General features: G+C 66.4%; 18 protein-coding genes. 9 read left to right on the top strand and 9 right to left on the bottom strand.

The window, feature by feature from the left end; genetic code table 11:
• Window positions 1-10 precede the first annotated feature (10 nt).
• Both ACT6UX_RS10155 and ACT6UX_RS10150 read right to left on the bottom strand, forming a co-directional pair.
• Window positions 11-1,006, bottom strand: coding sequence for a Bug family tripartite tricarboxylate transporter substrate binding protein (locus tag ACT6UX_RS10155; protein WP_444775035.1), 996 nt, complete (start codon window positions 1,004-1,006; stop codon window positions 11-13).
• 26 nt (window positions 1,007-1,032) lie between these two features.
• On the bottom strand, window positions 1,033-2,085 hold the full coding sequence (locus ACT6UX_RS10150) for a phosphotransferase (RefSeq protein WP_444775034.1): 1,053 nt from the start codon (window positions 2,083-2,085) through the stop codon (window positions 1,033-1,035).
• Here ACT6UX_RS10150 and ACT6UX_RS10145 point away from each other — a divergent pair.
• On the top strand, window positions 2,044-3,393 hold the full coding sequence (locus tag ACT6UX_RS10145) for an AI-2E family transporter (protein ID WP_444775033.1): 1,350 nt from the start codon (window positions 2,044-2,046) through the stop codon (window positions 3,391-3,393). The genes ACT6UX_RS10150 and ACT6UX_RS10145 overlap by 42 nt on opposite strands.
• Here the strand turns inward: ACT6UX_RS10145 and ACT6UX_RS10140 are convergent.
• From ACT6UX_RS10140 to ACT6UX_RS10115, 6 genes are all read right to left on the bottom strand, one after another.
• Window positions 3,360-3,623 (bottom strand): hypothetical protein, encoded by a 264-nt coding sequence (locus tag ACT6UX_RS10140; RefSeq protein ID WP_444775032.1) that lies wholly within the window; start codon window positions 3,621-3,623, stop codon window positions 3,360-3,362. The genes ACT6UX_RS10145 and ACT6UX_RS10140 overlap by 34 nt on opposite strands.
• Before the next feature lie 49 nt (window positions 3,624-3,672).
• Window positions 3,673-4,005 (bottom strand): hypothetical protein, encoded by a 333-nt coding sequence (locus ACT6UX_RS10135; RefSeq protein WP_444775031.1) that lies wholly within the window; start codon window positions 4,003-4,005, stop codon window positions 3,673-3,675.
• A gap of 67 nt (window positions 4,006-4,072) precedes the next feature.
• Window positions 4,073-4,777, bottom strand: a complete 705-nt coding sequence (locus ACT6UX_RS10130) for a glutaredoxin domain-containing protein (RefSeq protein ID WP_444775231.1) — start codon at window positions 4,775-4,777, stop codon at window positions 4,073-4,075.
• Between the two features lie 131 nt (window positions 4,778-4,908).
• Window positions 4,909-5,292: a VOC family protein gene (locus ACT6UX_RS10125; protein WP_444775030.1), complete on the bottom strand. Its 384-nt coding sequence runs from the start codon at window positions 5,290-5,292 to the stop codon at window positions 4,909-4,911.
• A 26-nt stretch (window positions 5,293-5,318) separates the two neighbouring features.
• The gene (locus ACT6UX_RS10120; protein ID WP_444775029.1) at window positions 5,319-6,641 is read right to left on the bottom strand and encodes an LLM class flavin-dependent oxidoreductase; all 1,323 of its coding nucleotides are present in this window, start codon (window positions 6,639-6,641) and stop codon (window positions 5,319-5,321) included.
• A 4-nt stretch (window positions 6,642-6,645) separates the two neighbouring features.
• Window positions 6,646-10,227 (bottom strand): ABC transporter ATP-binding protein, encoded by a 3,582-nt coding sequence (locus ACT6UX_RS10115; protein ID WP_444775028.1) that lies wholly within the window; start codon window positions 10,225-10,227, stop codon window positions 6,646-6,648.
• Window positions 10,228-10,298: 71 nt separating this feature from the next.
• On the opposite strand from ACT6UX_RS10115, the gene ACT6UX_RS10110 reads away from it, so the two are divergent.
• The 8 genes from ACT6UX_RS10110 to ACT6UX_RS10075 all read left to right on the top strand — a co-directional run bounded on the left by ACT6UX_RS10110 (window position 10,299) and on the right by ACT6UX_RS10075 (window position 18,729).
• Window positions 10,299-11,216 (top strand): LysR family transcriptional regulator, encoded by a 918-nt coding sequence (locus ACT6UX_RS10110; protein ID WP_444775027.1) that lies wholly within the window; start codon window positions 10,299-10,301, stop codon window positions 11,214-11,216.
• 111 nt (window positions 11,217-11,327) lie between these two features.
• Entirely contained in the window at window positions 11,328-12,575 is a 1,248-nt protein-coding gene (locus ACT6UX_RS10105; RefSeq protein ID WP_444775026.1) for a serine hydrolase domain-containing protein, read from the top strand.
• Window positions 12,576-12,605: 30 nt separating this feature from the next.
• On the top strand, window positions 12,606-13,796 hold the full coding sequence (locus ACT6UX_RS10100; protein ID WP_444775025.1) for a substrate-binding domain-containing protein: 1,191 nt from the start codon (window positions 12,606-12,608) through the stop codon (window positions 13,794-13,796).
• 66 nt (window positions 13,797-13,862) lie between these two features.
• Window positions 13,863-14,624, top strand: coding sequence for an ABC transporter ATP-binding protein (locus tag ACT6UX_RS10095; RefSeq protein WP_444775024.1), 762 nt, complete (start codon window positions 13,863-13,865; stop codon window positions 14,622-14,624).
• Window positions 14,617-15,342, top strand: a complete 726-nt coding sequence (locus ACT6UX_RS10090) for an ABC transporter ATP-binding protein (RefSeq protein ID WP_444775023.1) — start codon at window positions 14,617-14,619, stop codon at window positions 15,340-15,342. Before ACT6UX_RS10095 ends, ACT6UX_RS10090 begins: the two co-directional genes overlap by 8 nt.
• A 10-nt stretch (window positions 15,343-15,352) precedes the next feature.
• Window positions 15,353-16,327 carry a branched-chain amino acid ABC transporter permease gene (locus ACT6UX_RS10085; RefSeq protein WP_444775022.1) on the top strand — a complete coding sequence of 325 codons (975 nt, stop codon included), beginning with the start codon at window positions 15,353-15,355 and terminating at the stop codon, window positions 16,325-16,327.
• A 5-nt stretch (window positions 16,328-16,332) separates the two neighbouring features.
• On the top strand, window positions 16,333-17,388 hold the full coding sequence (locus ACT6UX_RS10080) for a branched-chain amino acid ABC transporter permease (protein ID WP_444775021.1): 1,056 nt from the start codon (window positions 16,333-16,335) through the stop codon (window positions 17,386-17,388).
• Between the two features lie 111 nt (window positions 17,389-17,499).
• Window positions 17,500-18,729: an ABC transporter substrate-binding protein gene (locus tag ACT6UX_RS10075; protein WP_444775020.1), complete on the top strand. Its 1,230-nt coding sequence runs from the start codon at window positions 17,500-17,502 to the stop codon at window positions 18,727-18,729.
• Here ACT6UX_RS10075 and ACT6UX_RS10070 read toward each other — a convergent pair.
• The gene (locus tag ACT6UX_RS10070; RefSeq protein WP_444775019.1) at window positions 18,726-19,142 is read right to left on the bottom strand and encodes a DUF1398 family protein; all 417 of its coding nucleotides are present in this window, start codon (window positions 19,140-19,142) and stop codon (window positions 18,726-18,728) included. The genes ACT6UX_RS10075 and ACT6UX_RS10070 overlap by 4 nt on opposite strands.
• Window positions 19,143-19,148 lie beyond the last annotated feature (6 nt).

Here is a 19,148-nt window from a genome sequence, read left to right as displayed (position 1 = left end):
CTCCGTTGGATCAACCCTGCGGCTTATAGCCGATCGAATCGATGATCGTCTTCCACCGGGCGAGATCGGCCGTCATGCGCTCCGTGAACTGGGCGGGTGTCGAGGTCTCGACGTCGAGCCCCAGTTCGACCAGCTTCTTCTGGATTTCGGGAATGGCCAGAACCGCCTTCAGCTCCCTGCCCCAGGCGTCGATCAACGGGGCCGCGGTCTTGGGCGGCGCGAAGAAGACGTACCATCCGAGGATCGAGAGCTGCGGATAGCCGAGCTGGCTGATCGTGGGTATTTCAGGCGCCGATGTCGTGGGCTTCACACCGGACGTGAAGATGACCTTCACCTTGCCGGCGCGATGATGCTCCAGGAAGTCGGTGATGCCGCCGCAGCCGGCGGCGATATGGCCGCCCTGCAGGTCGGCGACCAGCGGTGCGGCGCCGCGATAGGGGACCGGCTCCAGCGGGATGCCGACGGCCTTGCCGGCCATGACGCCGAAGAAATGCGTGAAGGAACCCAGCGCCGTCGTGCCGAAGGAGGCGCGGGTAGGGTTCTTCTTCAGCCACTCGATGTATTCCTTGAGATAGTTGACGCCGATGGTCGGCGACACGCAGAAGGCGGTCTGGACCGTCCCGGCCAGCGTGATCGGCGCGATGTCGGTCATCGGGTCGAACGGCACGCCGGGCATGGTGAGCTTCTGCACGATGGTCGCCGAGGGGACGTAGGCGATGGTCGTGCCGTCGGTCGGGGCGTTCTTCAGGTCGCCCACGGCGATGGTGCCGGAGGCGCCGGCCTTGTTGTCGATGATGACGTTGCGGCCGGTACGCTGCTTCAGCGGCTCGGCGATGAGGCGGGCCATCACGTCGGTGCCGCCGCCGGCCGGGAAGCCGACCAGGATCTTCAGTGGCTTGTCGGGCAGGCCGGTCTGCTGCGCACGCACGCTGGCGGCGAGCGGCGTCGCCAGGGCTGCCCCTGTCATGAGAATCGAAGTGCGCCGGCCGATCTTCTTGATTGTCATTCTTGTTTCCTCCGCGACGTTTTTTCTTAGGACACCAGACTCCATGCGAGCTCGGCCCGTTCTCGTGCGGACTTGCTCATCTTGATCGATTCGGGATTGGACGAATTGCCTTGCAGGCCGCGGCGGTAGACGCCCTGGGCGATGGCGGCGAGCCGGAACAGGGAGAAGGCGAGGTAGTAGTTCCAGTCGGGGATCGACGAGCGCCCCGTACGCCGGCAGTAAGCGGCGACATAGTCCTGCTCGGTCGGAAGCCCCAGCGCCGCGAAGTCGACCTTGGCGAAGCCGTGCGGCGGCTCCTCGAGGTGATAGCCGAGGCAGTTGTAGGCGACGTCGCACAGAGGATGTCCGAGGGTCGACAGCTCCCAGTCGAGAACCGCCACGACCCGCGGCTCGGTCGGATGCACGATCAGGTTGCCGAGGCGATAATCGCCATGGACGATGGTAGTGGGATCGCCGTCGTCGGGGATGTTCTCCGGCAGCCAGGACGAGAGCTTGTCCATGGCCGGGATGTCTTCGGTCTTGAGCTCGGCATATTGCCGGCTCCAGCGCGAGATCTGCCGGCCGATGTACTGGCCGCTGCGGCCGTAGTCACCGAGCCCGACCTTCGCGGGATCGACCTTGTGCAGGCGTGCCAACACCTCGTTCATCGAGTCGAAGATGGCGGTCCGCTCGGCCGGCGTCTGGTCAGGCATCGCCGGGTTCACGAGGATGCGGCCGGGCACGGCTTGCATGACGTAGAACATCTGTCCGATGACGGCGTCGTCGTCGCACAGCAGAAGGGCCGGCGCGACGGGCACGTCGGTCGCGGCGAGGGCGGAGATCACGCGGAACTCGCGATCAACCTGATGCGCTGAGGCGACCAGCTGACCGGGCGGTTTCTTGCGCAGCACGAAGTCGCAGCGGCCCTCCGCCATGTCGGCGGCGACGAAGAAGGTCGGGTTGGAATGGCCGGAGTCAAACTGCCGGACTTCGAGGCCTCCGCGATAGCCCTCGAGCTTCTCGCGGAAGTAGCGGTCGAGGGAAGCCACCTCGAAACGGTGGCGTTCCATCACGGGGACGGTGTCAGCGTATGTCGGCATGCGGCGTCGAGCCTAGGGTCCGCGAGAGGCCTTGTGCAAACGTCGGATCCCGCAGGGAGGAACACGCGGGAACTCGCCCTTCAACTGGGCGTTACTGCGGATCAGCGAGGTTCCGTGTCCCAGAATTCAGTCCTGCGGGTTCCGACTGTCCATTTACGCGGAGGGTCGGCGATACGGCGTCCGCTCATCGTTCTGGCGGTTTGCGCCGTCGGGGTCGTGGCCTATCTGGCGCGCGACTTTCTCATTCCGACTGCCGCTGCGATCGTCCTCGCGCTGATCCTCACGCCTGTGGCGAAGAAATTCGAGCGCCTGCGACTGCCGCCAACCGTTGCGGCAGGTGCATCGGTCTCCTTGCTCGCCCTGGTGGTTGGGGGCTTACTGGTGATCTCCGCCCCAGCTCTGTCCAGCTGGGCTGAGCAGGCGCCTTACCTGACCCGCACGCTGGAACGGAAGCTCGAGGGGCTGCGCAAGTCGCTGGCCTTCGTGAAGCAGCTCACGGATCGCGTCGAGCAGGCAACCCAGGCACAGCAACCGCAGACCAGCGCAAAGGAGGAGCCACCGGCACAGGTCGTGGTGCGGGACAAATCACTGATTTCGGAATTGATGAGCACGACGCCGGCGGTGTTGTTGCAGATCGGCTATGCCGCGGTGCTTTCGTTCATGATCCTGGCGCATCGCAACGACCATAAGAGGCAGATCCTGCGGGTGCCGATCAACTTCACCACGCGGGTGAGGATCGCGCGCGTCATGCGGGACATCAACGACCGGGTCGGCACCTACCTGTTCGCTCTCGTGGTCATCTACTCCCTCGTCGCCGTGATCTCGACCATCGTGCTCGCGCTGTTGGGGTTCCCCAATCCCATCCTGTGGGGCGTCCTCGTGGGGCTTGCGTCCTTCGTACCCTTCATCGGACCACCCGTGGCCATTGGGCTTGTGGCGTTCGTCGCGCTGCTGACCTACGACGACTGGACGCACATGTTGGCGGCGCCGGCGATCCTGGCGGCCATCCATTTCGTCGAGTCGCAGCTTATCACTCCGACCTTCGTCAGCCGCCGTTGCGCGCTCAACACCGTAGCGGTGTTTGCGGGTGTCGCGTTTCTGGGATGGATGTGGGGTGCGGTGGGCGCGATCGTGGCGGTGCCGTTGCTGATCCTGATCAGCACCGTGGCGGCCCACCTCCCCTCACTTCGCTGGCTGGAAGTCCTTCTCTCGGAGGACCGGCCGGTGAGCGAGCGACTGGCTGTTAAGCCTCCGCTCGCATCGGTTACGCCGATTCAGGTACGGCGACGGCGCGTGGCGACAAAATAGCTGCCGCCCAGCATTGCCCAGAACAGACCGACGATCGCGGACGCTCCCGCATGATCGAGCCGACTTTCTAGAAAAGCGTAGGCCGAGAAAGACAGGAACGTGGCGCCCACGGCAACGGCCAACGCCGCCCCTAAAGTCAGGAGGGCATTGTTCAGCGCACTGTCTGCGGCTGCGCGCAGCGAACGGGCCGCGACCGAATTGGCCGCGACCCGGAGCACGGGGCCGATCATCGAGGGTGCCGCCGACGCGACGGGCGAGGTGGTTGTTGGCTTCGGCCGATTACTGCCGACGACAAAGCCAGCCTGCGAGAAAGCCAATACCCGCGATCGCGGCCAGAGTCGTCAGCGGACGCGCTTCGGTCTGCTCCACGAGCGTGTCCGTCGCCTTGTTCTTGAGGGCCACCGTGTCGTCGGCAATCGCCTTGGCGGTGTCGCCGTACTTGGCGATCAGTTCGCGCGCCGCCTTGAGGGTGTCCTCCACGACCTCCTCGCCCCGGGCGACCATCGACTGGCCGGTACCGTTCATCGATTCGGCGAGGTCCTCGAGCTGGGCCTTGAGGGCGGCGATCTCCTTGCTCAGATCCTTGCCGTTGGCGTGGCTGGTAGCGCGCATGGTCGTCCTCCGGATGGTCATGGGGAATGTCTGTTAGAGAACGCTCCCCGGCGCCGGTGGTTGCCTCTCAGCCGTCCCAGACGTTCTTAGGCATCGGCAATCCCGCGAAATCCGCCTCCACGAGCGGCCGCGGATGGGAAACGCCCTCGCGCTCCAGGAGCATCATCCACTGCCGGACGTGCTGGCCGGAATGCCAGGTCGTGCGCTCCAGCAATTCATGCAGGCTCTGTGGGCCGTAGTAGGTCGGAAGGGTGCGGGTCGCGCTGGTATCGCCGTCGATCCACCAGGCGCGGAAGCTCTTCTGCACGGCGGCACCGTAGGCCGCGACCGAGGCCATGTCGGCGTCCGGCGCGGGCTCCTCGCGGAAAGCCGCCTGCTCGAGCGTCGTGCCCCGTTCGGCGTCGAGAAAGGCCGAGACGACCCGGAAGAGATGGAAGGCCAGGGCCCGATAGCTGCGCGGTCGCCCCGGCACGTGGATATGCAGCTTCTCGTAGGGCATGAGCGGCAGCAGAGCGATCGCCGCGGTCATGAATTTATCGAGACGCGCCTGGAGCTCCGTGGGTGAAAGTTGCGGCCCCGATTTTTCCTGCAGGCCAAGGAAGGTCACGATCTCCCGGGTGCTCTGGCCGAAGATGAAGTTACTGCCACGGGAAAGCACCGGCACTGAGCGCACGCCCAGCGCCTGAAGCTCGGCCAGGCCGGCCGGGTCTTCGAGGACGTTCACGGAGATGAAGTCGATCCCACGGACCGATAGAAACTCTTTGAGTCTCAGGCAGCTCGTTCAACCGGGCTGCCAGAAGACCTTCAGCGGCTCTGTCATGATCTGCTCCTCGCGCCGCCCAGTTGGCGGGCTGGAGGCGCCGCGTGTCAAGCCGTGCGCTTCGCCTCGCGAGCCGCGGCCTCCTACGCCTTGCGGTGGCAGACCACGCAGATCTTGTTGCCGTCCAGGTCGCGGAGATAGGCACCGTAGTAGTTGGGGTGATAGTGGGCCCGAAGGCCGGGTGCGCCCTCGTCCTTGCCGCCCGCTGCCAAGGCTGCCTTGTGCGCGGCATCGACTGCACTGCGGTCGGGCGCTTCGAGGCCGATCGTGATGCCGTTACCGGTCGAAGCGGCCTTCTTGTCGATCGGACTCAGGATCCAGAGCTGGGGTCGCCCGTCTGCGGGTCCGTAGCCGACCGCGTGCGGATAGTCCATGTGGCGCACCAGGCCGAGCGGTTGCAGCAGAGCGTCGTAGAAGAGCTTGGCCCTGCCCACATCGTTGCTGCCGATCGTGACGTGACTGAACATGGTGGTCTCTCCGCCTGGGGATTGCCTCAGGATGCTCCAGCCGCGGGGCGCGGCAAGCCGAAATGATCGCGCAGCGTCCTGCCGTCATAGGCGGTCCGGAACAGCCCGCGCTTCTGCAAGAGAGGTACGACCTCGGTCACGAATACGTCCAGCATCGAGGGCAGCAGGGGCGGCATGAGGTTGAAGCCGTCGGCGGCGCCGTCGTTGAACCAGTCTTCGATCAGGTCCGCGATCTGCTCGGGCGTGCCGGCGGTCGTGAAGTGGCCGCGCGCGCCGGCCAGATAGGCGAGGAGCTGGCGCAGGGTGAACTTCTCTCGCCGGACCAGCCCGACGATCACCTCGGTGCGGCTGCGGGCGGCCTGGACGGTGCCGGGGTCGGGGAAGTCCTCGGCCGTCAGCGGGCGGTCGAGCGGCAGATGCGAGAAATCGTGGCCCCCGAACCGGCCGCTCAGCCGCTTGCGCCCGACTTCGGGATCGGTGAGTTCGTTCAGCTCCTTGGCAAGCCGCTTCGCCTCCGTTTCGGTCGAGGCGATCACGGGACTGAGGCCGGGCAGGATCAGCACATGCTCCGACGGACGGCCCTCCGCCGCCGCGAGCGTCTTGAGGTCTGCATAGAATTCCTGGGCCGTGGTCTTTTCCATCTGGGCGGTGAAGACCGCCTCGGCATGGCGTGCGGCGAAGCGCCGGCCGGTGTCGGATGAGCCGGCCTGGACGAACACCGGTCGTCCCTGCGGTCCGCGCGGCATGTTGAGCGGGCCGGCCACGCGATAGTACTTGCCCTCGTGATCAATCGGCAGGATGCGATCCGCTCGCGCATAGTGGCCGCTGGCGCGGTCGTCGAGCACGGCATCGTCCGCCCAGCTGTCCCACAGGGCCTTCGCGACCTGCACGAACTCCTCGCCGCGCTCGTAGCGCTCGTCGTGGCTCACCAGACCCGCGCCGCCGAAGTTGCGCGCGGCCGGCGCAAGCCAGGAGGTGACGATGTTCCAGCCGACCCGGCCACCGCTGATATGGTCGAGGGAACCGAATTGCCGCGCGAGGTTGAACGGCTCGGAGTAGGTGGTCGAGGCCGTGGCGATGAGGCCGATGCGCTGCGTCGAGCCGGCGATGGCGGCAAGCGCCGTGATCGGCTCCAGCCAGGTGCTGGCGGCATGGGCCACGGTATCGGCCAGCGCCAGCTGATCGGCCAGGAAGATCGAGTCGAACAGGCCGGCTTCGGCGCGCCGCGCGAGATCGCGGAAATACTCGATATCCGTCAGCGCGAGCGGCGAGGAGTCGGGATGCCGCCACGAGGCTTCGTGATGGCCGCGGCTCTGGATGAAGAGGTTGAGGTGGAGCTGTCGCTTCATCCCCTCACTGTGCAGCCGGCGCGTAGACCGACGCAAGCTGACGCGACACGAGGCGAGCATAGAGACCGCCGCGCGAAACCAGAGAAGCGTGCGTGCCGCTTTCCGCTACCCGGCCCTCGTCGAGCACCACGATCAGGTCGGCATCGCGCACGGTCGAGAGCCGGTGGGCGATCACGATGGTTGTCCGGTCGGCCTTCAGGACGTCGAGTGCACGACGCACCGCCTGCTCGTTCACCGCGTCGAGATGCGAGGTCGCTTCGTCGAGGATCAGGATCGGCGCATCCTTCAGGAAGGCGCGCGCGATGGCGACCCTCTGGCGCTGACCGCCGCTCAGGCTGGTGCCACGCTCGCCGACCGGCGAGTCGAGGCCCTGCGGCAGCGCCGCGACCAGCTCGCCCAGCGACGCATGCTCGATGGCCGCGAGCAGCTCGGCCTCCGTCGCTTCGGGACGCGCGATCAGGATGTTGGCGCGCAGCGTGTCGTTGAACAGGTAGGTGTCCTGCGCCACCAGCGCCACGAGGCCGCGCAACTCGTCGAGCTTGTAATCGCGCAGGTCCGTGCCGTTCAGCGTGATACGGCCGGTGTCGGGATCCCAGAAGCGCATCAGGAGCTGCGCCGTCGTGGTCTTGCCGGCGCCCGACGTGCCGACCAGCGCCACCGTCCTGCCGGCGGGAATGGCGAAGCTGACGTCGGACAGCGCCTGCCGCGTCTGGCCGGGATAGGTGAAGTTCACCTGCTCGAGCGCGAGTGCCGCCGCCCCGCGCGCGGCGGGCACGCCGCGTCCGTCACGCACCGGGATCGGCTCGTTGGCCAGGGCATAGACGCGTCGCGTTGCGCCCAGCGTGTCGGCGAGCTGGCGGCCGATCTGCGCGATCTCCGAGACCGGCAGGAAGGCCGACATGGCAAGGATGGCCATCAGCGGCAGTAGACCCGGGTCGAGCGTGCCGCGCGAGGCCAGGATCGCACCGACCACGACGATGGCGAGGCCGCCCAGGCCCGTCAGCACTTCGAGGATGGCGTGCTGCATCGTGAGTTCGCTGAAGAAGGGCAGGCGCAGGGCGATGTGGCGCTCCGACAGCTCGTCGAGCTTGTCGCCACGCGCGCGCTCCTGCTGGTTGGCGACGATCTCGCCCAGCCCCTGCACCGAATCCACGGCGAAGGCGCCGAGCTCGCCGGCTGCCTCGCGCGCCTGGCTGCCGAGGCGATCGACCCTCTTGCGCATCAGGAAGGGGCTGAGGCCCACGGCCAGCAGGAACGGCACCAGGGTGATCGCCAGCCAGCCGCTCGCCGTCGCCAGCGCGATCACGACGGCGGCGGGGATGAGGATCGCCACGAAGGCCGGTGCCACCGTGTGGGCGAAGAAATACTCGACCAGCTCGATGTCGTGCGTGGCCAGAGCCATCAGGTCGCCGGTGCGGCGGCGGGTGAGATAGGCCGGCGCCAGCGCGTCGAGCTTGCGGAAAGCGTCGATGCGCATCTCGGCCAGCAGCCGGAAGGCCATGTCGTGCGCCAGCCAGGATTCGAACCAGTGCAGGATGCCAGAGACCGGCGCGAGGATGGCGAGTGCGATCGCGAGGCCGCCATAGGGCTCGTGGTTCTTGAGCGCGAGCACGATCAGGGCGGAGAGCACGCCGATGCCGATGAACGAGACGACACGGGCCACGCCCAGCAGGAAGGTGGCGGCGAGCTTGCCCTTCCACGGCATGATGACGCCCATCAGCGTGGCAACCACCTGATACCAGGTCAGGCCCTCGGCCTTGATGATGCCTTCCGTCAACGGCTTCACCGCGCCGCCCGAGGTGCTGGCCATCGTCTCGGCGCGCTGCGGTGCCGCGAGAGTGTCGAGTGTGACGCCGGCCTGCTGCTCGCGCGCCTGCTCGGCCATGAGCTGAGCGTAGACGCCGCCCCGGCCCATCAGCGCAGCATGCTTGCCTTCCTCCGCGACATGGCCGCGGTCGAGGACGAGGATGCGGTCGCAGTCGATGACGCTCGACAGGCGATGCGCGAGGATCAGCGTCGTGCGGCCCTGCATCAGCCGGTCGAGCGCCTCCTGGATCACGGCCTCATTCTCGGCGTCGACGGCCGAGAGGGCCTCGTCGAGCACGAGGATCGGCGTGTCGCGCAGCAGCGCGCGGGCGATGGCCACGCGCTGGCGCTGGCCGCCCGAGAGCTTGATGCCCTTCTCGCCGATGATGGTCGCATAGCCCTGCGGCAGGCTCTCTATGAAGTCGTGGATATTGGCGGCCCGCGCCGCGTCTTCCATCTCCTCGCGAGAGGCGCCCGGCCGGCCTAGGCGGATATTCTCCTCGACCGTGCCGTGGAACAGGAACGTATCCTGGTTCACCACCGAGATCAGCGAACGGATCTGCGCAAAGGACAAGGTGCGCAGATCGTGGCCGCCCAGCAGGATGCGGCCCTGGTCGGGATCGTAGAAGCGCAGCAGGAGGCGCACGATCGACGACTTGCCGCCGCCCGAGGAGCCCACGAGACCGAGCCGTTCGCCCGCGGCGGCCTTGAAGTTCAGTCGTTCGTGCACGGTGCGGCGCGTGCCGGGATAGGTGAAGCGCACATCTTCGAAGGTGATGGTGGGGGCCAGCAGCCCATCAAGACGGGCCGGTGCCGGGTCGACTACCGACGGCGTGTCGTCGAGGATGCGGTAGATGCCCTGTGCCGCCGATAGACCCACCATGCCCTGGTGCAGCACCGAACGCAGCTCGCGCATCGGCCGGAAGATCTCGATGCCCAGCATCAGGATCACCAGCAGCGAGGTGAGCGTCATGGTGCCGGCCTCGACCCTCGACGCGCCATAGATCAGTGCTGCGGCCGCGCCGCCCGCGATCGAGGTGTCGGTGATGCCGCGCGCGAGCGAGTTGGTGCCCAGCACCCACATGGTGCGACGGAACAGGTCGCGCGCCTCGATCTCGAGCTTGTCGGCCCGTGCCTTGCCCTGGCCGAACGCCTTGAGGGTCGCGAGTCCCTGGATCGAATCGAGGAACTCCGCCGCGAACGACTTGTAGGCCGTCATGCGCGCGATCGAGGCGCGGACGTCCCACTTGTGCCAGAGCGCCGGGGCGAACAGCGCGACCAGCGCGAAGCCCAGCATCACCAGCGCCACCGGCAGGTCGATGAAAGAGATCACCGCGAAGATCAGCAGCGGCGTCAGCAGCGCGATCAGGAACTGCGGCAGGAACTGGCCGAAATAGGTTTCGAGCTGCTCGACGCCGTCGATCATGGACAGGGTGAGACCGCCCGAGCGCTGGCGGCCGACCGTCGCCGGCCCGAGCGAGGCGACCTTGTCGTACAGCGTGCGACGCAGCACCTTCTGGACCCGCGCGGCCGTCTCGTGAGCCAGCACGGCCCGCCAATGTTCGGCGACGCCGCGCAGCACCATCACCAGGGCGATCAGCAGGATGGGCAGCACCAGCTCCCGCAGCGGTCGTCCGACAAAGATCTGGCCGATCAGCCAGCCGAGAAGGCCGAGCCGGGCGATGCCACAGCCCACGCCCAGCAGGCCGACGGCGACGGTGGCGGCGATGCGGGCACGGACGCCCTTGGTGAAGACGAGGAGGCGGGGTTCGATGTGCATGGGGCAATGCTAGGGCGAACATCCGTATTCGTCAGTCCACATTTCGGAAAGGCACCTGTACAATTCTGAACATGGACAAGAACTGGGACGATCTCCGCATCTTCCTCGCTTTGGCGCGTGGCGGCACGCTGACCGCGGCGGCGAAGGCGCTGGGCGTCAGCCATCCGACGGTGTCGCGGCGGGTGCAGGCCTTGGAAAAGCAGATCGGCGCCCGCCTGTTCGACCGGTTGCCCGATCGCTTCGTGCCCACCGGCGCGGGTGAGGAACTGCTGGCCGACACCGAGGCGATGGAGAAGGCGGCCCAGTCGATCCATCGCCGCAGCGCCGGCCTCAGCGACACGGTGAGTGGCACGGTGCGCCTCTCGGCCGAGGAGGCAACGGCCGCGCTGATCGCCCGCTACTCGGCCGAGCTTCGAAGCAAGCTGCGCCAGATCGAGTTCGAGGTGGTTTCAAGCCATACCCTGGCCAACCTGTCGCGTCGCGAGGCCGACCTCCTGATCCGCGAGCAGGTGCCAGAACTGGGCGGCATCGTCGCCCGCAAGCTGGGACGGCTGGCCTATGCGGTTTATGCGGCGCGCGATTTCCCGGTGAAGCGGTCCACCCCGGCTGCGCTGGCCGCGCTGCCGTGGGTCGGCTTCGACGACGATCATCTGCGCATGCAGGGCCAGAGCTGGCTGCTGGCCCTTCGCGGCGGCCGCCGACCCGAGATTCGCGGTAACAACTGGCTGGTGCTGCACGAGGCTGCCCGCACCGGCGCGGGCCTGGCGGTTCTGCCCTGCCATCTAGGCGATTCCGATCCGTTGCTGCGCCGGATCGGCGGCATCATCCCGGACGTCTTCGCCGACCAGTGGCTGCTGGTCCACCGCGACCTGCGCGCTCTGCCTCGGGTCCGTGCCGTCATGGACGCCGTCATTGGTCTCTTTCAACGCGAGCGCCCCCTGCTCGAGGGTCGCTCTCATGTGTCGAAGAGGGTTTCTGCAACGTCCTGACGGGCCGTCGGCCCTTGTGTTGCAGGTCGTTTGGGCTAACGATGGCGAAAAAGACGCTTCACTTCAGCGCGGGGTTGCCCCGCACGCAGTGGCGCGCCCCAGCGAGGAACCATGAAGACGATCTTTCTTGCTTTGGCTCTCAGTGCAGTCTCCATTGAGGCGAGCGCTCAGGAATGGGTGCTGCCGATGGCGGCAGAGCCTGAGGAAGTGGGGCTCTCGTCCGCTCAGCTCAAGCGCATCGAGGCGGTCACTCAGAAGCATATCGACGATGGGCTCGTGCCCGGCGCGGTCATGCTGGTGGCGCGGCGCGGGAAGGTCGCTTGGGTCTCGACGCTCGGCAAGCGCGACGTCGCGCAAGGCGATCCGATGAAGGACGACTCGATCTTTCGTATCTATTCGATGACCAAGCCGATCGTCAGCGTTGCGGTCATGCAGATGGTGGAGGAGGGGCGCCTGCAGGTCAGCGATCCGGTGGCGAAGTACCTGCCCGAGATCGACAAGATGAAGGTCGCGCACGAGAAGACCGGTTCCGACGGCACGCATACCCTGCTGCTCTCTGATCCCGAGCGGCCGATGACGGTGCAGGACCTGCTGCGCCACACGTCCGGCCTGATCTATGGCGGCCGAGGCGCCTCGCTGGTCAACAAGGCCTATGTCGCGGCAAAGATCGGCGACCGGTCGATGAGCAACCAGGAGTTCGTCGCCAAGCTCTCGACCCTGCCGCTGCGCTTTTCACCCGGCGCCCGTTGGGAGTATGGCGTCTCGACCGACGTGCTGGGACGTCTCGTCGAGGTCATCGACGGCAAGCCGCTGGGCGAGTCGCTGTCGGAGCGCATCTTCAAGCCGCTCGGCATGGTCGATACCCAGTTTCAGGTGCCGGCCGCCAAGGTGGCGCGGGCCGCGCAGCCCGGGCCGCGTCCGGGCGGTCAGCCGATGACGCCGCGCTTCAAGGTCGACGATGGCGCCAAGTATGAATCCGGCGGCGGTGGACTCACGTCGACGATGGCCGACTACCTGCGTTTCACTGCCATGCTGGCCAACGGCGGTGAGCTGAACGGCAAGCGACTGGTCGGCAGGCAGACCCTGGCCTTCATGACGGCCGACCATACCGGGATACGGCCGGGCCGGCCGCCGGGCCTGGGCTTTGGGCTAGGCTTCGAAGTCAGGACCATGACGGGCGAGGCGGCGCTGCCGGGATCCGTGGGCGAATATGGCTGGGCCGGCAATGCCGGGACGCTCTTCTGGGTCGACCCGAAGAACGAGCTGACGGCCATCTACATGGTCCAGGTGAGCGATCCCGACCGGGTGGCGCTCAGGAATCAATTCCGCACGATGGTGCAAGCCGCGATCATGGATTAGAAGAACCTCCTCCAGGGAGGGAGATACTTCATGATTCGTCGTTCGTTTCTGGTGCTGTCCGGTCTGCTTCTGGCCGGTCCGGCCGCCGCCCAGCAGCCGCCGCTCAAGGTGGCGCTGATCTACAGCAAGACCGGTCCGCTCGAGGCCTATGCGCGGCAGACCGAGGCGGGCTTCATGCTGGGCCTGGAATACGCCACCAAGGGCACGATGGAAGTCGATGGCCGCAAGATCCAGGTCATCCTGAAGGACGACCAGTTCAAGCCCGATCTCGCCAAGGCGGCGCTGGAACAGGCCTATGGCGACGACAAGGTCGACATCGCCGTCGGCACCACCGGTTCGGCCGGCGCGCTCGCCATGCTGCCGATTGCCGAGGAATACAAGAAGCTGCTGATCGTTGAGCCGGCCGTGGCCGACCAGATCACCGGCGAAAAGTGGAACCGCTACATCTTCCGCACCGGGCGCAACTCCACCCAGGACGCGCTGGCCTCCGCCGCGACCCTAAAGGATGAGAACATCAGCATTGCCACGCTCGCCCAGGACTATGCCTTCGGCAAGGATGGCGTCGCCGCGGTGAAGGCTGCGCTGGCCGCGGTCGGCTCCAAGGCCAAGATCGTGCACGAGGAATATGCCCCGCAGGCCACGACCGATTTCACGGCGTCGGCGCAGCGCATCTTCGACGCGCTGAAGGACAAGCCCGGCCGCAAGGTCGTGGTCGTGGTGTGGGCCGGCGCCCATCCGTTGCCGAAGCTGATGGACCTGAAGCCCGAGCGCTTCGGCATCGAGATGGCGCCCGGCGGCAACCTGCTGCCGGTGATGGCCGGCTGGAAGCAGTTCCCGGGTCTTGAAGGCGCGATCTACTACTACTGGGGCTTCCCGAAGAACCCGGTGAACGACTGGCTGGTCACCGAGTACAAGAAGAAGAACAACGGCGTGCCGCCGGACTTCTTCGTGGCCGGCGGCATGAGCGCCGCCATCGCGCTCGTGGAGGCGGTGAAGAAGGCCAAGTCGACCGACAGCGAAAAGCTGATCGCGGCTATGGAAGGCATGAGCTTCGAGACGCCGAAGGGCACGATGACCTTCCGCAAGGAAGACCACCAGGCCCTGCAGGAGATGTATCACTGGCGCATGAAGAAGGAGGCGCTGGACAATGTCGACTTGCTCGAACTGGTGCGCGTGATCCCGGCGAGCGAGATGACGCTGCCGATCAAGAACAAACGTTAAGGAGTCAGCGGAGCGCGCCCCTGTGGCGCTCATGATCATGATGCGCCAATGGAGTGGCGCGCTCCGATGAGCCCGATGCTCGAAACCAAAGACCTCACCATCCGCTTCGGCGGACACGCGGCCGTCGACGGGGTGTCGTGCGCCTTCGAGAAGGGCACGCTCACGTCGATCGTCGGGCCGAACGGTGCGGGCAAAACGACCTACTTCAACCTGATCTCCGGGCAGCTTCCGGCCACCTCAGGCCGGGTCACGTTGAACGGCGAGGACATCACCAACCTCGCGGCGCCACGCCGGACGCGACTTGGTCTCGGCCGCGCCTTCCAGCTCACCAATCTCTTTCCCAATCTCAGCACGCTCGAAAACGTGCGGCTGGCCGTGCAGGTGAAGAGCGGCAAGGGCTATGACCTGTTCAGCCGGACCTTGACGCATCGCGAGCTGATCGACCGGGCGATGGCGCATCTCGCCGCCGTGTCGCTGGCCGACCGCGCCCAGGCGATCGCCGCGACCCTGCCGCACGGCGACCAGCGCAAGCTCGAGGTTGCGATCCTGCTCGCGCTCGAGCCCGACGTCTTCATGTTCGACGAGCCGACGGCGGGCATGAGCATCGACGAGGTGCCGACGATCCTGGACATCATCGCCGCCATCAAGCAGCGCGGCGACAAGACCATCCTGCTGGTCGAGCACAAGATGGACGTAGTGCGCTCGCTGTCCGACCGCATCGTCGTGCTGCACCAGGGCAGACTGGTGGCCGACGGCAAGCCCGCCGAAGTCATCAACTCCGACATCGTGCGCGAAGCGTATCTGGGTACGGCGGCTGGCAATGGCTGAACCTCTTCTTTCCCTGCGCGGCGTGCAGACGCATATCGGTCGCTACCACATCTTGCACGGCGTCGAGTTCGACGTGGCCGAGGGTGGGCTCACCATGCTGCTGGGGCGCAACGGGGCGGGGAAGACCACGACCCTGCGCACGATCATGGGCATGTGGCGCGCGGTGGCGGGCGAGATCCGCTTCGACGGGCACGACATCACCCATCTGCCGACGCCCGACATCGCGCGGCTGGGCATCGCCTATGTACCCGAGAGCATGGCGATCTTCGCCGACCTGACGGTCCAGGAGAATCTCGTGCTGGCCGCGCGGTCGGGACCGCCCGACCGGAAGCGGCTTGACTGGATCTTCGCGCGCTTCGAGGCGCTCAAGCGGTTCTGGACCCTGCCGGCGGGACACCTGTCGGGCGGCCAGAAGCAGATGCTGGCGGTGGCGCGCGCCATCATCGAACCGCGCCGGCTGCTGCTGATCGACGAGCCGACCAAGGGGCTGGCGCCGGCCATCATCGCCAACATGATCGATGCCTTCCGCGAGCTGAAGGACGGCGAATCGACCCTGCTGGTGGTCGAACAGAACTTCGCCTTCGCCCGCCAGCTCGGCGACTCCGTTGCAGTGATGGACGACGGCAGGGTGGCGCACCAGGGCAGCATGGCGGCCTTTGCCGCGGACTCCGCCCTGCAGCAGCACCTGCTCGGACTGGGGATGGATACGCACCAATGAAACGCGCCCCATGAAACGTGATTGGCTTCCGCTGCTGCTCATCCCGGCGCTGATGATCGGCGCGCTGCCGCTGATCGGCTCGCCGGCGAGCTGGGTGACGCTCACCGTCGCCGGCCTCGCGATGGGCCTGATGATCTTCATCATGGCCTCGGGCCTCACGCTGACCTTCGGCCTGATGGACGTGCTGAACTTCGGCCATGGCGCCTTCATCGCCGTGGGCGCCTTCGTGGCGGCCAGCGTCATGCTGGCGCTGGCGCCTTGGATGACCGCCGATTCGATATGGCTGAATCTCGCAGCCATCGGCCCCGCCGTGCTGGCGGCCATGGTGGTGAGCGGCGTGCTGGGGTTCGGCTTCGAACGCGTCATCGTGCGGCCGGTCTACGGCCAGCACCTGAAGCAGATCCTGGTGACCACGGGCGGCCTGATCGTGGCTGAACAGCTCCTGAAGGTGATCTGGGGACCCGACCAGATCACGCTCAGCCGGCCGGCGGCACTGCGCGGCGCCTTCCTGTTCGGCGACGTGGCGATCGAGAAGTATCGCGTGCTGGCTGTCGCGGTCGGTCTGGCCGTGTTCGCCGCCCTGGCACTGACGCTGAACCGCACCCGACTCGGCCTGCTGATCCGGGCTGGCGTGGAGAATGGCGAGATGGTCGAGGCGCTGGGCTATCGGATCCGCCGCCTGTTCGTTGGCGTCTTCGTCGTCGGTTCGGCGCTGGCGGGCCTCGGAGGCGCGATGTGGGGCCTCTACCAGGAGACGGTAACGGCGGCGATCGGCGCCCAGGTCGCCGTGCTGGTCTTCATCGTCATCATCATCGGGGGGCTGGGCTCGGTCGGCGGCTGCTTCATCGGCGCCCTCCTGGTTGGGCTCACGGCCAACTACGTCGGATTCCTCGCGCCCAAGGTGGCTCTAGGCTCCAACATCCTGCTGATGGCGATGATCCTGCTGTGGCGGCCGCAGGGTCTCTATCCCGTGGCGAAGAGGTAGGGCCGATGCTGCGCTCGATCCTGTCCGACGACCTGCCGCGCAGCCGCTGGCTGGCGCTCGCGCTGGTCGCCATCCTGGTCGGCCTCGCCGTGGCGCCGTTCCTGTTCCCGGGCGCCAAGTCGCTGAACGTCGCCGCCAAGATCTGCGTGTTCATCGTGCTGGCCGCCTCGTTCGACCTGTTGCTCGGCTATACCGGCATCGTCTCCTTTGCCCACACGATGTTCTTCGGCATCGGCGCCTACGGGGTCGCCATCTCGCTCACACGCATGGGGGCGGGATGGGACGCGGTCGCCGTCGGCACCGTGGCGGGCCTCATGGTCGCGATCGTGCTGGCGACGGTGATCGGCCTGTTCAGCCTGCGCGTCCGCACGATCTTCTTCGCCATGATCACCCTGGCGGTCGCGAGTGCCTTCGCGATCCTGGCCTCGCAGCTCTCCGACCTGACCGGCGGCGAGGACGGGCTGAACTACCGGCTGCCGGCGGTCCTGCGCAGTTCCTTCTCCTTCGGCGACCCGCTGTTCGGGGTGCGGCTCAACGGTCGGCTGCTCGACTACTATCTGGTCTATGCGGCGTCGCTGATCCTGATCCTGGTCCTGCTGCGCATCGTGAACTCGCCGTTCGGCAGCGTGCTGATGGCGATCCGCGAGAATCCGTTCCGGGCCGAGGCGATCGGCTACCGCACCGTGGTCTACCGCACGATCGCGAGCTGCATCGCCGCCGCCACCGCGGCGCTGGCCGGGGCGCTGCTGGCGCTGTGGTCGAGCCAGACCAATCCCGACACGACGCTCAGCTTCGACATCATGGTCGACATCCTGCTGATGGTGGTGATCGGCGGCATGGGCACGATGTATGGCGCCGTCATCGGCGCGGTGCTCCTGGTTTTCGCCCAGAATTACCTGCAGGACCTGCTGGCGGTCGCCAACAAGGCGCTGGTCGGCGTGCCGCTGCTGGCCAACCTGTTCCACCCCGACCGCTGGCTGCTGTGGCTGGGCGTGGCCTTCATCCTCTGCGTCTACTTCTTCCCGGCCGGCATCGTCGGGCGTTTGCGCCAGAAGCGCTAACGCATCGCAGGGCGGCCCTGCTCGTATCGTGGAAGGCAATCAACGATCGAGCTTCTGTTCCGCAATGACGCGCGTGAAGCTTCGGACAACTTCAACAAAGGAGGATCGTCCGTGGCCATCAACAGGCGCGCTTTTGTAACGGGTACGTCCGCACTGGCGGCGTTTGCCGGTACCGGCATCCAGGGGGCGTTTGCGCAGAAGAAATATTCCGACGGGGTCAGCGACACCGAGATCAAGCTCGGCCATACCGGCCCCTACAGCGGCCCGGCATCGGCGTACGGCACGATCGGCAAGGGCATCGAAGCCTACTGGAAGATGGTGAACGACCAGGGCGGCATCAATGGGCGCAAGATCAACTTCATCACCTACGACGACGGCTTCTCGCCGCCGAAGACGGTCGAGATGGTGCGCCGGCTCGTCGAGAACGACAAGGTCTTCGCGACCTTCCAGACGCTTGGTACCGCGTGCAACACCGCGATTCACAAGTTCATGAACCAGAAGAAAGTCCCTCAGCTCTTCGTCAGCACCGGCGCGTCCAAGTGGGGCAACCCGAAGCAGTTCCCGTGGACGATCGGCTGGCAGCCCGACTACGTGACGGAAAGCGGCATCTACGCCAAGCACATCCTGGCCCAGCACAAGGGCGAGAAGATCGGCGTGCTCTGGCTGAACGACGATTCCGGCAAGGACTATGTCTCCGGCTTCATGAAGGGGCTGGGCAAGGAAAACGAGAAGCTGGTCTCGGCGGCGGTGAGCTATGAGGTCACCGATCCCACGGTCGATTCACAGATCATCCAGCTCAAGAGCTCCGGCGCGACCGTCTTCTTCTGTCATGCCACGCCGAAGCATGCGTCGCAGGCGATTCGCAAGGCGGCTGAGCTCGGCTGGAAGCCAGCCTTCTATCTCGTGAACGTCTCGATTTCGGTCGACGCCGTGCTGAAGCCGGCCGGCCTGGACAACTGCCAGGGCATCATCACGGCGGCCTACTACAAGGATCCGACGGATCCGCAATGGGCCAACACGCCCGACTTCGTGGAATGGAAGGCGTGGATGGCCAAATACCTGCCGGCCGCCAATGCGGGCGACGCGTTCTATACCTATGCCTACGCGGTCTCGGCGACGATGCACGAAATGCTGAAGCGGTGCGGCAACGAGCTGACGCGGGAAAACCTCATGAAGCAGGTTGCCGGCATGAAGGACCTCGAGGTGCCGCTGTTGCTGCCGGGCATCAAGCTCAACACCAGTCCGACGGACTTCTATCCCATCCAGTCAATGCAGCTTCAGCGCTTCGAGGGCGACACCTGGAAGCTGTTCGGCGGCGTCATCTCCAACGAAGGCAGCTAGGCATCGCCGCCCCGGAAGCCCTGGCGGCTTCCGGGGAACGGCTCGACATAGGTCTCGCCGCCGCGGCCGTAATAGACGGCGCGCTGGCCCTGCATGGAGACGAGGTAGCCGACGCAGCCGGCCTCCAGGATCTCGCGGCAGAAGGTCAGGTACTTCGTCTTTCCAGTCTGGATCACGCGCACCGCCGCGAGGACGCCCTCGGCCGAAAAGGAGCCGGCCGGTCGTGCGTCCAGGGCAGAGTAGGTCACGCGATGGGACCGGCCGTCGGGCATGAAATAGGTCGTCTCTCCGCGCACCAGATCGGCGTGATAGCGCTCGACGCCCGCGCCGATGAGGCGGCCGACGACTTCGCCGAAGGTGATGCGCTCCTCGTGGGAGGCACGGGTGCATTCTTCCATGACGGCGATGTCCATGGCTCT

The organism is Reyranella sp. (assembly GCF_052439685.1).
GTDB lineage: Bacteria > Pseudomonadota > Alphaproteobacteria > Reyranellales > Reyranellaceae > Reyranella.
This window is presented reverse-complemented; position numbering and strand designations above follow the sequence as displayed.